Source organism: Pseudoxanthomonas sp. PXM02 (assembly GCF_014851805.1).
Lineage (GTDB): Bacteria > Pseudomonadota > Gammaproteobacteria > Xanthomonadales > Xanthomonadaceae > Pseudoxanthomonas_A.
Genome location: NZ_JACVAK010000001.1, coordinates 1,748,454 through 1,762,790, shown reverse-complemented (window position 1 = coordinate 1,762,790; position 14,337 = coordinate 1,748,454). Strand labels below are relative to the sequence as shown.

Annotated in this window: 13 protein-coding genes; 6 read left to right on the top strand and 7 right to left on the bottom strand. The window is 67.2% G+C overall.

The genetic code is table 11. From position 1 onward, the window contains the following. From IB225_RS08470 to ccoN, 6 genes are all read right to left on the bottom strand, one after another. Positions 1-1,596 (bottom strand): 4Fe-4S dicluster domain-containing protein, encoded by a 1,596-nt coding sequence (locus IB225_RS08470; RefSeq protein ID WP_192310724.1) that lies wholly within the window; start codon positions 1,594-1,596, stop codon positions 1-3. Positions 1,597-1,670: 74 nt separating this feature from the next. Further along, complete coding sequence (locus IB225_RS08465; RefSeq protein ID WP_192310723.1) at positions 1,671-1,967, bottom strand: hypothetical protein; 297 nt, start codon at positions 1,965-1,967, stop codon at positions 1,671-1,673. Then, the gene (gene ccoP / locus IB225_RS08460) at positions 1,964-2,899 is read right to left on the bottom strand and encodes a cytochrome-c oxidase, cbb3-type subunit III (RefSeq protein ID WP_192310722.1); all 936 of its coding nucleotides are present in this window, start codon (positions 2,897-2,899) and stop codon (positions 1,964-1,966) included. The genes IB225_RS08465 and ccoP overlap by 4 nt, the downstream gene beginning before the upstream one ends. Beyond that, complete coding sequence (locus IB225_RS08455) at positions 2,896-3,036, bottom strand: cbb3-type cytochrome c oxidase subunit 3 (protein WP_192310721.1); 141 nt, start codon at positions 3,034-3,036, stop codon at positions 2,896-2,898. Before IB225_RS08455 ends, ccoP begins: the two co-directional genes overlap by 4 nt. A 3-nt stretch (positions 3,037-3,039) precedes the next feature. Beyond that, positions 3,040-3,660 (bottom strand): cytochrome-c oxidase, cbb3-type subunit II, encoded by a 621-nt coding sequence (ccoO, locus tag IB225_RS08450; protein WP_192310720.1) that lies wholly within the window; start codon positions 3,658-3,660, stop codon positions 3,040-3,042. Positions 3,661-3,670: 10 nt separating this feature from the next. Next, on the bottom strand, positions 3,671-5,110 hold the full coding sequence (gene ccoN / locus IB225_RS08445) for a cytochrome-c oxidase, cbb3-type subunit I (protein WP_192310719.1): 1,440 nt from the start codon (positions 5,108-5,110) through the stop codon (positions 3,671-3,673). A gap of 167 nt (positions 5,111-5,277) precedes the next feature. Between ccoN and IB225_RS08440 the strand changes: the two genes are divergently transcribed. From IB225_RS08440 to IB225_RS08415, 6 genes are all read left to right on the top strand, one after another. Further along, positions 5,278-6,846 (top strand): cytochrome ubiquinol oxidase subunit I, encoded by a 1,569-nt coding sequence (locus IB225_RS08440; protein ID WP_192310718.1) that lies wholly within the window; start codon positions 5,278-5,280, stop codon positions 6,844-6,846. A gap of 13 nt (positions 6,847-6,859) precedes the next feature. After that, a complete protein-coding gene (gene cydB / locus IB225_RS08435; protein ID WP_192310717.1) occupies positions 6,860-8,005 on the top strand; it encodes a cytochrome d ubiquinol oxidase subunit II in 1,146 nt (381 codons plus the stop codon). 10 nt (positions 8,006-8,015) lie between these two features. Continuing rightward, a complete protein-coding gene (cydX, locus tag IB225_RS08430; protein ID WP_192310716.1) occupies positions 8,016-8,129 on the top strand; it encodes a cytochrome bd-I oxidase subunit CydX in 114 nt (37 codons plus the stop codon). Positions 8,130-8,281: 152 nt separating this feature from the next. Beyond that, positions 8,282-9,328, top strand: coding sequence for an aromatic ring-hydroxylating dioxygenase subunit alpha (locus IB225_RS08425; protein WP_192310715.1), 1,047 nt, complete (start codon positions 8,282-8,284; stop codon positions 9,326-9,328). Continuing rightward, entirely contained in the window at positions 9,325-10,650 is a 1,326-nt protein-coding gene (locus IB225_RS08420; RefSeq protein ID WP_225583338.1) for an amino acid permease, read from the top strand. Before IB225_RS08425 ends, IB225_RS08420 begins: the two co-directional genes overlap by 4 nt. Next, on the top strand, positions 10,643-12,709 hold the full coding sequence (locus tag IB225_RS08415; RefSeq protein WP_192310714.1) for an FAD-dependent oxidoreductase: 2,067 nt from the start codon (positions 10,643-10,645) through the stop codon (positions 12,707-12,709). Before IB225_RS08420 ends, IB225_RS08415 begins: the two co-directional genes overlap by 8 nt. Before the next feature lie 4 nt (positions 12,710-12,713). Here IB225_RS08415 and IB225_RS08410 read toward each other — a convergent pair whose 3' ends face one another. After that, on the bottom strand, positions 12,714-14,324 hold the full coding sequence (locus tag IB225_RS08410) for a family 43 glycosylhydrolase (protein ID WP_192310713.1): 1,611 nt from the start codon (positions 14,322-14,324) through the stop codon (positions 12,714-12,716). Positions 14,325-14,337: the final 13 nt, after the last annotated feature.

Below are 14,337 nucleotides of genomic sequence, written 5' to 3'. Positions count from 1 at the left end.
TCATGGGATCGGTCCGTAGTAGCTGCTGTCCACGGTCTTCTCGGTGCCGGTGTCGACATCGCGGACGGTGAAGGTCACGGCATGGCGGCCGTGGAGGGTGGAAGGCGCGGTGGCGGTAACGGCCAGCGAGAGGACTTCCTCAGGTGCGGCGCTTACCGCCAGCGCGCCGTCGCGCAGGCCGATGCCGGGAGAGTCCGACGCCAGCGTCACGACATAGTGGTGCGATTGCTGGTCCTTGTTCACCAGCTTGAGCGTGTAGCTGTTCTCGACCCGGTCGCCCGCCACTTCGCGATACAGCGCGTTGCGGTCGCGCAGGACTTCCGCGATCAGCACGTCGCGGTTGAACACGCCCCAGCCCCAGGCGGCGACCAGCGCCAGCAGCAGGGCGCCATAGACGAAGATGCGCGGACGCAGCACCTTCGAGGGCCTGCCGTCGATGGCGTTCTGCGTGGTGTAGCGGATCAGGCCCTGCGGATAGCCCATCTTGTCCATGACGTCGTTGCAGGCGTCGATGCAGGCGCCGCAGGCGATGCATTCGTACTGCAGGCCGTTGCGGATATCGATGCCGGTGGGGCAGACCTGCACGCAGATCGTGCAGTCGATGCAGTCGCCCAGCTGGTCCGGCACGAACTTCGGCAGCGGTTCGACCACCACGCCGGCACCGGCGAAGGTGATGGTGCCGTGCGCGCCGAGGCGCTGGTCGGCGGCGCTCGGGTGCGCGGCCGCCCGCATCACGTAGTCGTACGCGACGGTGTTCTCCAGCAGGCCGCGTGCGCGTTCCAGCACGCTGCCCAGGCCGCGCTTGCGCGGGCCGCGTGGCTCGCCGCGCATCGGGTCGTAGGCGATGATCAGCGTGTTGCGGTCGAACATCGCACTCTGGAAGCGCGCATAGGGGCACATGTACTTGCACACCTGCTCGCGCAGGAAGCCGGCGAAGCCCCACGTGGCCAGCGCGTAGAACAGCACCCAGAACGTTTCCCAGCCACCCCATGCGAACGGCCACAGCCGTGTGCCGAGGTCGAGGATGGGCGTGAAGAAGCCGACGAAGGTGAAGCCGGTCCACAGCGCGAACACTGCCCACAGCACGTGCTTGCCACCCTTGCGCAGCAGCTTGTTGGCGTTCCAGGGTGCAGCGTCGAGCTTGATGCGTGCGCTGCGATCGCCTTCGGTCCAGCGCTCCATCCACAGGAACACTTCCGTCCATACCGTCTGCGGACAGGCATAGCCGCACCAGAGACGTCCGGCGAGCGCGGTGAAGAAGAACAGCGCCATCGCCGCGATGATCAGCAGCACCGCCAGCAGCAGGAAGTCCTGCGGCCAGAACACCAGGCCGAACACGTAGAACTTGCGTGCGGGAAGATCGAACAGGACGGCCTGGCGATCGTCCCAGCGCAGCCACGGAAACACGTAGTACATGCCGAGCAGCCACCACACCGCGGCCACGCGCAGGCGGTTGAGCGTGCCGGCCACGTCGCGCGGATAGACCTTGCGCTCGCTGACGTAGAACGCGTTGCCGTGTGCATCGACCACGTCCAACGGAATGCGGCGTTTCGACGCGTCGGGCGGGGTGGAGGGAGGCGGGGCTGGCGTGGACATGGGAGCTTCTGTCTTGGCTGGCGTCATGCTCGCGCCGCGCGCGCGCGCAAGGGAGCGACGGTTTGTCGCAGGCGCTAGTCGGGCTTCAGCGCGCGGTTGAAGCGGCTGGCGGGGCGCAGCAGGATCCAGGTGAACAGGCTGCTGGCCGCGGTCGCCAGCCAGAACATGAAGAAACCCAGCGTGTAGCCGAGTTCGCGGCTGATCGCTAGGTCGGGGAAGGTCATGTCGCGCAGCGTCAGCGGATCGACGAAGGCGAAGAACACCATCGTCGCCACGCCGGCCGCGAAGAAGCTGGGCCATAACACGGCCCCGGCGCGCTGCACGAGCGGCCGGGGCGGGTGGTCGAGGCGGGGCTCGGTGAAGTCGGTCATTGCGCGCCGGCGGCCGCCTGGCTTTCCTTGTGCGACAGCGACCAGACGTACGAGGCCACCAGGCGCGCACGCGTTTCGCCCAGCAGTTCGCGGTGCGCGGGCATCACGCCGTGACGGCCGCGCGTGATCGTCGTGCGCAGGCTGTCCTTGCTGTTGCCGTACAGCCAGTAGTCGTCGGTCAGGTCGGGCGCGCCGAGTTCCTGGTTGCCCTTGCCGTCGACGCCGTGACAGGCGACGCACAGACCGTCGTACAGCGGCTTGCCCTGGGCGGCCATGAAGTTGTTGCCCATGCCTTCCTGCGGGTTGTTCAGCACGTTGACGTAGGCGATGACGTAATCCACCGCGTTCTCGCCGCCCATGTTGGTCAGCGCGGTGCCCCATTCCGGCATCACGCCTTCGCGACCATCGAGCACCGTCTGCAACACCAGGTCCGGCGTGCCGCCCCAGTGCCAGATGCCGTCGGTCAGGTTGGGATAGCCGGTCGCGCCCTGGCCGGAAGAACCATGGCAGGTGGCGCAGGTGTTGTTGAAGATCGAACGGCCCAGCGCCAGCGCCTTCGGATCCTTGGCCAGCGCGTCGATCGGCTGATTGGCGAACGGCGCGAACGTGGCTTCCAGCTTCCTGTCCTGCACGGCCTTCACTTCGTTGTGCTCGCCGGCGGACGACCACTTGGCGTAGCCGGGAATGACGCCGAGGCCGCCGTACCATGCGATGTAGCCGATGCTGAAGACGATGGTGATGTAGAACAGGTTGATCCACCACTTCGGCAACGGCTTGTTGTACTCGGTGAGGTCGCCGTCCCACACGTGCGAGGTGTCTTCCGGTGCCGGGTCGCCGGGGCGGCGGCGCGCCGTCCACCACAGCAGCCACATGCAGCCCAGGATGTTCAGTACGACCAGCGCGACGATGAATCCGATCCAGCCAGCGCTCATGGGTTGTTCTCCCCTTCCTCACCCAGCGGCATGCGCGCCGCATTCTCGAAATCCGCCTTGCGGCGTGGGCTCCACGCCCACGCCCAGCCGGCAATGAACAGCACCAGCAATACGCCGGTCACGATCCCCGAAACCATGGCTCAACCTCCCCTCGGCGCGGCCTTGCCCAGCCCTTGCAGGTAGGCGACCACGGCGTCCAGTTCTGTGCGGCCTTCCACGTCGGAGGCCGCGGTGTTGATCTCTTCGTCGGTGTACGGGTCGCCGATGCGCTGCAGCGTCTTCATGCGCTGGGCGACCTCGGCGCCGTCGACCTTGGCGTTTTCCAGCCAGGGGAAGGACGGCATGTTCGATTCCGGCACCACGTCGCGCGGATTGATCAGGTGCACGCGGTGCCAGTCGTCGGAGTAGCGGCCGCCGACGCGCGCCAGGTCCGGTCCGGTGCGCTTGCTGCCCCACTGGAACGGGCGGTCGTAGACCGATTCACCCGCCAGCGAGTAGTGGCCATAGCGCTCGGATTCGAAGCGCAGCGTGCGCACCATCTGCGAGTGGCAGTTGTAGCAACCCTCGCGGATGTACACGTCGCGTCCGGCCAGCTCCAGCGCGGGGTAGGGCTTCACGCCTTCCAGCGGCTTGATCGCCTCGGCCTGGAACATCAGCGGGACGATCTCGGCCAGGCCGCCGAACGACACTGCCACCGCGATCAGGACGGCCATCAGGCCGACGTTCTTCTCGATCTTCTCGTGCGAATTTCCGTTGCTCATCGTCAGGTCCTCAGGCGCGCGCTTGGCTGGCATCGGGCTGCAGGATCGGCTGCGGCGCGGTGGACTTGGCCGCCTGGAAGGTCTTCCAGGTATTCCAGGCCATCAGCACCATGCCGACGAAGACCAGCAGGCCGCCGCCCAGGCGGACCAGGTAGTAGGGGTAGGTGGCGTTCAGCGCTTCGACGAAGCTGTAGGTCAACGTGCCGTCGGCGTTGGTGGCGCGCCACATCAGGCCCTGCATCACGCCGGCGATCCACATCGAGGCGATGTAGAACACCACGCCCAGGGTGTGCAGCCAGAAGTGCGTGTCGATCGCCTTGACCGAATACATCTGCTCGCGGCCCAGCAGTTTGGGCAGCATCGCGTAGACCGAGCCGATGGTGATCATCGCCACCCAGCCCAGCGCGCCGGCGTGCACGTGGCCGATGGTCCAGTCGGTGTAGTGGCTCAGCGAGTTGACCGTCTTGATCGACATCATGGGACCTTCGAAGGTCGACATCATGTAGAACGACAGCGAGACGATCAGGAACTTCAGGATCGGATCGGTGCGCAGCTTGTGCCACACGCCCGACAGCGTCATCACGCCGTTGATGGCGCCGCCCCAGCTGGGCGCCAGCAGGATCAGCGAGAACACCATGCCCAGGCTCTGTGCCCAGTCCGGCAGCGCGGTGTAGTGCAGGTGGTGCGGGCCGGCCCACATGTAGACCGCGATCAGCGCCCAGAAGTGCACGATCGACAGGCGGTACGAGTAGATCGGGCGGCCGGCCTGCTTCGGCACGAAGTAGTACATCATTCCCAGGAAGCCGGCGGTCAGGAAGAAGCCCACCGCGTTGTGCCCGTACCACCACTGCACCATCGCGTCGACGGCGCCGCTGTAGACCGGATAGGAGTGCAGCAGGCCGCTCGGCAGCGCCAGACTGTTGACGATGTGCAGCAGCGCGACGGCGATGATGAAGGCGCCGAAGAACCAGTTCGCCACGTAGATGTGCTTGACCGCGCGCTTGACGATGGTGCCGAAGAACAGCACGCCGTAAGCGACCCAGACCACCGCGATCAGGATGTCGATCGGCCAGATCAGTTCGGCGTATTCCTTGCCCTGGGTCAGGCCCAACGGCAGGGTGACCGCCGCCAGCACGATGACCAGCTGCCAGCCCCAGAACACGAACGCCGCCAGCTTGTCGGAGAGCAGCCGCACGTGGCTGGTCCGCTGCACGATGTGCAGGCTGGTGGCGAACAGCGCGCAGCCGCCGAACGCGAAGATCACCGCGTTGGTGTGCAGCGGCCGCAGCCGTCCGTAGCTGAGCCACGGCAGGTCGAAGTTGAGGGCCGGCCAGTACAGCTGGGCGGCGATCAGCACGCCCACCAGCATCCCCACGATGCCCCAGACCACGGTCATCACCGTGAACTGGCGCACCACCTTGTCGTTGTAAGTCCCCTGGACGCCTTGCATGCGGCCTCTCCTATTCTGGTACGGTGGATTCTCGGGACCCACCGGCCGGGCCGCATTGATCAGAATCAAGGCCGGCGTCCCCCGAACGGGGGTGCGACGGACGGTCGCGCCTCGGGCAGGATGTCGGGGGCTAGAATCCCCGTCAGACAACCGGGAGCCGCACTGCCATGCCGGACATGACCGTCGTCGAACTGTCCCGTCTGCAATTCGCGCTGACGGCGATGTACCACTTCCTGTTCGTGCCCCTGACGCTGGGGCTGTCCTTCATGATCGCCATCATGGAGAGCGTCTACGTCATGACGGGGCGCGACATCTGGCGGCGCATGACCCTGTTCTGGGGCACGCTGTTCGGCATCAACTTCGCGATGGGCGTGGCCACCGGCATCGTGATGGAGTTCCAGTTCGGCATGAACTGGTCCTACTACAGCCACTACGTGGGCGACATCTTCGGTGCGCCGCTGGCGATCGAGGGCCTGATGGCCTTCTTCCTGGAAGCGACCTTCATCGGCCTGTTCTTCTTCGGCTGGGACAAGCTGAGCAAGGTGCAGCACCTGGTGGTGACCTGGCTGGTGGCGCTGGGGTCCAACTTCTCGGCGCTGTGGATCCTGGTGGCGAACGGCTGGATGCAGAACCCGGTCGGCGCGGTCTTCAATCCCGAGACCATGCGCATGGAGATCACCGACTTCATGGCGGTGATCTTCAACCCGGTGGCGCAGGCCAAGTTCGTGCACACCGTCTCGGCCGGCTACGTGACCGGCGCGATGTTCGTGATGGCGATCAGCGCGTTCTACCTGTTGCGCGGCCGCAACGCCGACTTCGCCAAGCGCTCGATGGCGGTGGCGGCCAGCTTCGGCCTGGCCGCGGCGCTGTCGGTGGTGGTGCTGGGCGACGAGAGCGGCTACGCCACCAGTGAGCACCAGAAGATGAAGCTGGCGGCGATCGAAGCGATGTGGGAGACCGAGCCCGCCCCGGCCGGCTTCAACGCTTTCGCGATCCCGGACCAGCAGAACCGGACCAACCACTACGCGCTGCATATCCCGTACGTGATGGGCGTGATCGGCACGCGCTCGTTCAATACCGAGATGCCGGGCATCCTGGATCTGGTCGAGCGCGCCGAAGGCCGCATCCGCAACGGACTGATGGGCTACGAGGCGCTGCAGAAGCTGCGCGCGAACAAGCACGACGGCACGGCACGCTACGTGTTCGAAGCGCACTGGCGCGACATCGGCCATGCGCTGCTTCTGAAGCGTTACCGCGACGACATCGGCAACGCGACCGAGGAAGAAATCGTCCGTGCCGCGCACGACACCGTGCCGCACGTGGCGCCGCTGTTCTGGAGCTTCCGGGTGATGGCCGGGCTCGGCTTCTACTTCATCGCGTTCTTCGCCGTCGCGTTCTACCTAGCCAGCCGGCAGCGGCTGGACAAATACCGATGGTTCCTCAAGGTCGCGTTCTGGAGCCTGCCGCTGCCGTGGGTGGCGATCGAGTGCGGCTGGCTGATCGCCGAGTACGGGCGGCAACCGTGGATCATCGACGGCGTGCTGCCGACGTTCCTCGCCGCGTCCGGGCTGAAGCTGCACCAGATCATCATCACGCTGACCGGCTTCGTGCTGATCTACACGGTGCTCGCCATCATCGAAGTCTGGCTGATGCGCAAGCTGATCCTGAAGGGGCCCGAGCATCTGTCCGAGCCCGCCCCCGATGCCCCGGCACCGCAACCGGCCCTGGCGGGCTGACGGGAGACGACGCATGGACACGATTCCCCTCGACTACGCCACGCTGCGCCTCCTCTGGTGGCTGCTGCTGGGCATCCTGCTGATCGGCTTCGCGGTGATGGACGGCTTCGACCTGGGCATCGCGACGCTGCTGCCTGCGGTGGCGCGCACCGACGAAGAGCGCCGCATCGTGCTGAACGTCATCGGCCCGGTGTGGGAAGGCAACCAGGTGTGGCTGATCCTCGGCGGTGGCGCGATCTTCGCGGCGTTTCCGCCGTTGTATGCGGTCAGCTTCTCCGGGTTCTACATCGCGATGTTCCTGATCCTGTTCGCGCTGATCCTGCGGCCGGTCGGTTTCAAGTTCCGCAGCAAGGTGCCGGATCCGCGCTGGCGCGCGGCGTGGGACTGGTCGCTGTTCGTCAGCGGGCTGGTGCCGGCGCTTGTGTTCGGCGTGGCGATGGGCAACGTGCTGCTCGGCGTGCCGTTCCATTTCGACGAGACGCTGCGGATCTTCTACGAAGGCGGTCTGTTCGGCCTGCTGACGCCGTTCGCTCTGTTGTGTGGTCTGGTCAGCGTGGCGATGCTGCTGATGCACGGCGCCAACATGCTGGCATTGAAGACGTCCGGCGAGATCGCCGTACGTGCACGCCGCTACGGCACCGTCGCGGCCCTGGCCACGGCGCTGCTGTTCGTCGTCGCCGGCATCTGGGTGGCGCGTCTGGATGGCTATGCGCTTCAGGTAGCGATGGACCCGGCCGGCTCGTCGAATCCGCTGGCCAAGGTGGCGGTGGCACAGCCCGGCGCATGGATGGAGAACTACGCGCGCTGGCCGCTGACCTGGCTGCTGCCGGTGATCGGCGTGGCGGCTGCGCTGGCGAGCGCGGCGCTACTGCGGGCCGGGCGCGCGGGACTCGCGTTCCTGGCCTCGTCGATCAGCATCGCCGGCATCATCCTGACCGAAGGGCTGGCGACGTTCCCGTTCCTGCTGCCGTCGTCGACGCAGCCGGGTTCCAGCCTGACCGTCTGGGATGCGTCGTCCAGCCACATGACGCTGTTCATCATGCTGCTGGCGACGGCGTTGTTCCTGCCCATCATCCTGCTCTATACCGCCTGGGTCTTCCGCGTGCTGCGCGGCAAGGTCGACCAGACCGGCATGGGGCGCAATCCCAACGCGTACTGAGGAGCACGCCATGTGGTACTTCAGCTGGATCCTGGGCGCCGGACTGGCGGCGAGCTTCGCCATCCTCAATGGCATGTGGTACGAAATGCGCGAAAACGATCGCGAGGCCGGACGCGATCCATAGCGGCACCGGTCGTCGTCTCACAGCCACGAAAGCCCCGGTCCGTACCGGGGCTTTCCGTTGCCGGGCCTGGGTGACTCGGCACTGTGCCGCGACCGCTCCGGCGCGTAGGCTTGGGCAGCGTCGTCCGCGGCGCTGCCACTGACGGGAACGCCATGCCGGATACCGCTAGCCTCCTTCCCCTGGAACGCGCACGCGCGTTGCCCGCCCGCTATTACACCGGCGAGGCGACGCTGGCGATGGAGCAGGCGGCGGTGTTCCAGCGCAGCTGGCAGCTGGTCGCCCACTTGGCGCAACTGGCGGAACCGGGCGACCACATCGTCGAACAGGTGGGTGGCGTACCGGTGCTGGTGGTGCGCGGGCAGGACGGCGTGCTGCGCGCCTTCCCCAACGTGTGCCGGCACCGCGCCGGGCCGCTGGCGCTCTGCAACGGCAAGGGCGCGCGCGCATTGCACTGCAAGTACCACGGCTGGACCTACACGCTGGAAGGCCAGCTGCGCAGCGCGCCCGAGATGCAGGGCGCGGCCGATTTCGACATGAGCGACATCCGCCTACCGCCGCTGCGTGTGCAGGCGTGGCAGGGACTGGTGTTCGTCGCCCTGCACGAGGACGTGCCCGCCTTCGACGAGGTCTACGGCGGCATCGCCGAACGCATCGCACCGATCGACTTGGCCGCGATTCGCTTCCACCACCGTGATCATTACGACATCGCGTGCAACTGGAAGGTCTACGTGGACAACTTCCTGGAGGGCTACCACCTGCCGCACGTGCACCCCGGCCTGTCGAAGGTGCTGGATTACCGTGCCTACGACACCGAGCTGTTCCCCTGGCATTCGCTGCAGCACTCGCCGCTGCGCGACAGTGGAGACATCTATGGGGATGGCGACGCGTTCTACTACTTCGTCTATCCCAACGTGATGCTCAACATCATGCCGGGGCGGCTGCAGACCAACCGCATCCTGCCGCTGGGGCCGGAGCGCTGCCGGGTGGAGTTCGACTACTACTACGCGGCGGATGCCGCGGCGCAGGCGCGCATCGCCAACGACCAGGCCTTCAGCGACGACGTGCAGGACGAGGACATCCGCATCTGCGAAGCGGTGCAGCGTGGCCTGGCCTCCGGCTTCTACGACGCCGGCCGCCTGTGTCCCAAGCGCGAAAGCGGCGTGTGGCATTTCCACAACCTGCTGAGGGCCGCGTATTGAACCCGGCCACGCTGCCGCGCGATGGCCGCAAGATCGGCTTCTGGACCTGCACCGCGCTGGTGGTGGGCAACACGATCGGCATGGGCATCTTCGTGCTGCCCGCGTCGTTGGCGCCATTCGGCTACAACGCGCTGCTGGGATGGGGCATCACGGTGCTGGGCTGCCTGGCATTGGCCCGGGTACTCGCGCAGCTGGCGCGCCTGCTGCCGCAGGCGGACGGACCGTATGGCTATGTGCAGCAGACGCTGGGTCGCCTGCCGGCCTACGTGGTGCTGTGGTCGTACTGGGTGTCGAACTGGATCACCCTCGCCGCGCTCGCCACCGGCGTGGCCGGTTACGCCGCATCGATCTTCCCGTCGCTCGCGCGCGTGCCGCCTGCGGTGCTGGGCCTTTGCGCGCTGTGGACCTTTGTCGGCGTCAACCTGCTGGGCGTGCGCAGCGGTGGGCGCGTGCAGGTGGTCACCACGGTCCTGAAGTTGCTGCCGATGCTGGCCGTGGCGGGACTGGGTGCCTGGATGCTGCTGCAGTCACCCGGGTCGTTCGCCGCGCACCCGCCCGCCAGGCCGATCAGCCTGGGCGATGCGATGGCGGCGTCGACGCTGGCGCTGTTCGCCATGCTGGGCATCGAGTCGGCGACGATTCCCGCGTCGAAGGTCAGGGATCCCGGTCGCACCATTCCGAGGGCGACCATGGCGGGCACGTGGATCACCGCTGCGATCTATCTCGTGGTTTCTTCGGTGCCGCTGCTGTTGTTGCCGCATGCCGAGCTCGCCCAGTCCAGCGCACCGTTCGCGCTGGTGATGGAGCGCTTCGCCGGCGAAGGCACGGGGCGGTGGATTGCGCTGTTCGTCGTCGTCAGCGGCCTGGGTGCCTTGAACGGCTGGACGCTGCTGAGCGGCGAGATGATGCGCACCATGGCCGAGAGCGGCACGATGCCCCGCGTGTTCGCGCGGGCCAATCGGTTCGGCGCCCCGGCCGGTGCGCTGGTGCTGACGGCCCTGCTCGCCAGCGTGATGGTGCTGATGAACTACAGCCGTTCGGCGGTGGCCGGCTTCACCTTCCTCAGCACGGTGGTGACCGCCGCCAACCTGCCGCTTTACCTGGGCTGCTCGCTGGCGCTGGGCGTGCTGTGGTGGCGGGGACATCGTGGCGCCGGACGCACGCTGCTGGTCGCAGCCGTGCTGGGTGTGGCGTATACGGTGTTCGCCTTCATCGGCATGGGCGCGCAGCCGTTCTGGCTGGCGCTGGCGCTGATGGCGGCCGGTCTGCCGCTGTACTTCCTGCTGGGGCAACGGCGTCGCGCAGAGGCAGAGGGTGCGTGATCCGCGCTACGACATTCTGTTCGAACCGGTCCGCATCGGACCGGTGACGACGAAGAACCGTTTCTTCCAGGTGCCGCATTGCAACGGCATGGGCCACGCGATGCCGCTGGCGCATGCGGCGATGCGCGAAGTGAAGGCCGAAGGCGGCTGGGGCGTGGTGTCGACCGAAGAGTGCGAGATCCACCCCAGCAGCGATCTGACGCCGTACGTCGAGGCGCGGTTGTGGGACGATCGCGATATCCCCGCGCTGGCACTGATGTGCGACAAGGTGCACGCGCACGGCGCACTGGCCGCGCTGGAGCTGTCGCACAACGGGCCGACCGCCTCCAACCTGTACTCGCGGGAAGTGCTGCTCGCGCCGTCGCACCAGCCATCCAAGTACGGCTATCCGTCGCAGGCGCGCGCGATGGACCTGCACGACATCGCCGAGTACCGGCGCTGGCATCGCGACGCCGCCGTGCGCGGCATGAAGGCCGGCATGGACATCATCTATGTCTACGCCGCGCATGACCTGTCGTTGCCGATGCATTTCCTGCAGCGTCGCCGCAACCAGCGCACGGATGCCTATGGGGGCTCGCTGGAGAACCGCGTGCGCCTGCTGCGCGAGGTGCTGCAGGACACGCGCGAAGCGGTCGGGCATCGCTGCGCGGTCGCACTGCGCTTCGCCACCGAGGAACTGCTGGGGCCGGGTGGCGTGGAACTGGCCGAGGCGCAGGACATCGTCGGCCTGCTGGCCGAATTGCCTGATCTATGGGACGTCAATCTCGCCGCCTGGTACAACGACTCGGTGCCGTCGCGCTTTGCCCGCGAAGGCGCACAGGAACCTTTCATCGACTTCGTTCGCAAGACGACCACCAAACCGGTGGTCGGCGTGGGTCGCTTCACCTCGCCCGACACGATGGTCTCGCAGATCCGCCGTGGCGTGATCGACCTGATCGGTGCGGCGCGCCCGTCGATCGCCGATCCCTACCTGCCGCGCAAGATCGAGGAAGGCCGCGTCGACGACATCCGCGAATGCATCGGCTGCAACATCTGCGTCTCCGGCGACATGACCATCTCGCCGATCCGTTGCACGCAGAACCCCAGCATGGGCGAGGAGTGGCGCAAGGGCTGGCATCCGGAGCGCATCGCGACGAAGGCCAGTGAGGCGCGCGTGCTGGTGGTCGGCGGCGGTCCCGCCGGACTGGAAGCGGCACGCGCGCTCGGCCAGCGTGGCTACGAGGTGCACCTGGCCGAAGCGCGGCGCGAACTCGGCGGACGCGTCACCCGCGAGGCGCGCTTGCCGGGCCTGGCCGAATGGGCACGCGTGCGCGACTGGCGGCTGGGACAGATCGGCAAGCGGGCGAACGTCAGCACCTATCTCGATTCCGCGCTCACCGCGCAGGACGTGCTCGACTTCGGCGCGGACCATGTCGTCATCGCCACCGGCTGCCACTGGCGGCGGGACGGGTTCGGTCGCACGCACGGGTTGGGTATCGCGGACTTCATCGGCAACCCGCGCGTGTTCACGCCGGACGATCTGATGGACGGGCGCTGGCCGGAAGGTCGCGTGGTGGTCTACGACGATGATTACTTCTACACCGCCAGCGTCGTTGCGGAGGCATTGCGGCTGCGCGGCTGCGACGTGACCTGCCTGACGCCCGACGACACGTTCGCCTCGTGGAGCGCGAACACGCTGGACTACCGCCATATCCAGTGGCGGATGGCCGAACTCGGCGTGCAGCAGTGCGTCTCGCACATGGTCACGGGGTACACCGGCACCACGCTTGCGCTGGAGCAGGTGTGGAGCGGCGCCAGCAAGTCGCTCGACTGCGATGCGGTGGTCGTGGTCACTGCGCGCCTGCCGGACGATGCGCTCTACCAGGCGCTCCGGCAGCGCGAAGCCGAGTGGGAAGGAATGGGAATCCGCAGCGTGTCCTGCATCGGCGACGCGCTGGCGCCAGGCCTGATCGCGCATGCGGTGTACGCGGGCCACCGTTACGCGCAGGAACTCGATGCGCCACGCACCGGTGACGTGCCGTTCAAGCGCCACTTCCATCACGAGACGCCGATGGCGTGACGTGTCAGGCGAGGGCGCGGTAGCGGAAGTCGCTGAACTCCACCGCACCCGCGCCCGCGCTGTACAGCGCCACGCGCAGGCTGAGGAAGCCGCCGAACACGTTGTGGTGCAGGCCGGACACTTCCATGCGCGTGTCCAGCCGCGTCCACGTGCGGCCGTCGTCGTGCGAGTGGTGCCAGGTCACCACATGATGGTCATTGGTCAGACGGAGGCGAACGCGCCGCGTCGGCAGCGCCTGCCGCGCCCAGGTCTGTTCCTCCGCGTACTGGAACACACGCAGGCCGTCGGGCGTGAAGCCCAGGCCGACGAAGGCCTTCGGGCTGTAGAACAGCAGCAGGCCGCCTTCGCCGCCGTCGATCAGCGTCAGCGTGACCTCGGCGTGGTAGGCGCGGTCGCCGACGATGCAGGCCAGGGCGCTGCCATCGGCGGGCGAGGTGCCGGCAACGGTGAGACGCAGCGATCGCGGTCCGTAGCGCACGCGCTGCATCTCGTCGGGGCGTGGCGCATGGAACGCCCACTGGGTGCCGAACCGGTCCGTCGAGAAGTCGTCCGACAGTGCAGCGCCAGCGATGCTTGCCTTGCCACCGCGTGGAACAGGCAGCGGTCGCGACAGGTCGCTGCCGCGGGCGCGGAACCAGCCGTCGTCCGTCCATTCGATCGGCTCCAGCAGCGCCTGGCGCCCAAGCGTGCGATAGCCGTTCTCGTAGCCGTGATAGACCATCCACCAACCGCCCGCGGGGCCTTCGACCAGCGTCGCGTGCCCGCGCGACCACCAGGGCTCGGCTACATCCTGCGTGCGCACCAGCGGGTTGTGCGGGCAGTGTTCCCACGGGCCATGGATCGAACGCGAGCGCGCGGCGATCACCATGTGCCCCGTCACCGGGCCGGCAGTGCCGCCAACGGCGGTGACCAGATAGAACCAGTCGCCGCGGCGCATCAGCTTCGGGCCTTCGGGCGCGAAGTTCTCGGTGATCCAGTCGTCCGGATAACGCCAGGGTTGATAGGCGGGTTCGAGCGCGCCGTCGGTCGCCAGGCCGTCGTCGGTCAGGCGCACCTTACGGATGCCGTTGACGAACAGGTAGCGCTTGCCGTCTTCGCCCACCGCATGGCCGGGATCGATGCAGCCATCGATGTGCAGGTCGACGGGATCGCTCCACGGTCCGCGGATGTCGTCCGCCCAGATCGCATGGATCTTCCATGCGTCGCCCGGTGCCAGCGCAGGCAGGTAGATGAAGTAGCGGTCACCGTGCTTGCACAGGTCCACCGCCCACACAGTGCCGACGTTCGTGCGCAGCGCAGGTCCGAGCGGCGCCCAGTTGACCAGGTCGGTCGAATGCCAGATCACCAGGCCGGGATAGGCGTCGAACGACGAGAACGTCATGTAGTAGTCGTCGCCGTCCTTGAGGACCGTGGGGTCGGGACGATCGCCGGCGACGATGGGATTGAGGTAGGTGCCGTCGCCTAGATCGGCCTTGCGCTGGCCTTCGATGCCGGTCGCATGCGATGGCCGCTCTGGCGCGCAAGCTGTAGAAGTCGCGGCGCGTGATGACAGTGGCCAAGTGGCCAGACCGGCGAGTCCGGCCTTGAACAGGGCGCGACGCGAGGTATCTGGCATGTCGACTCCCGTC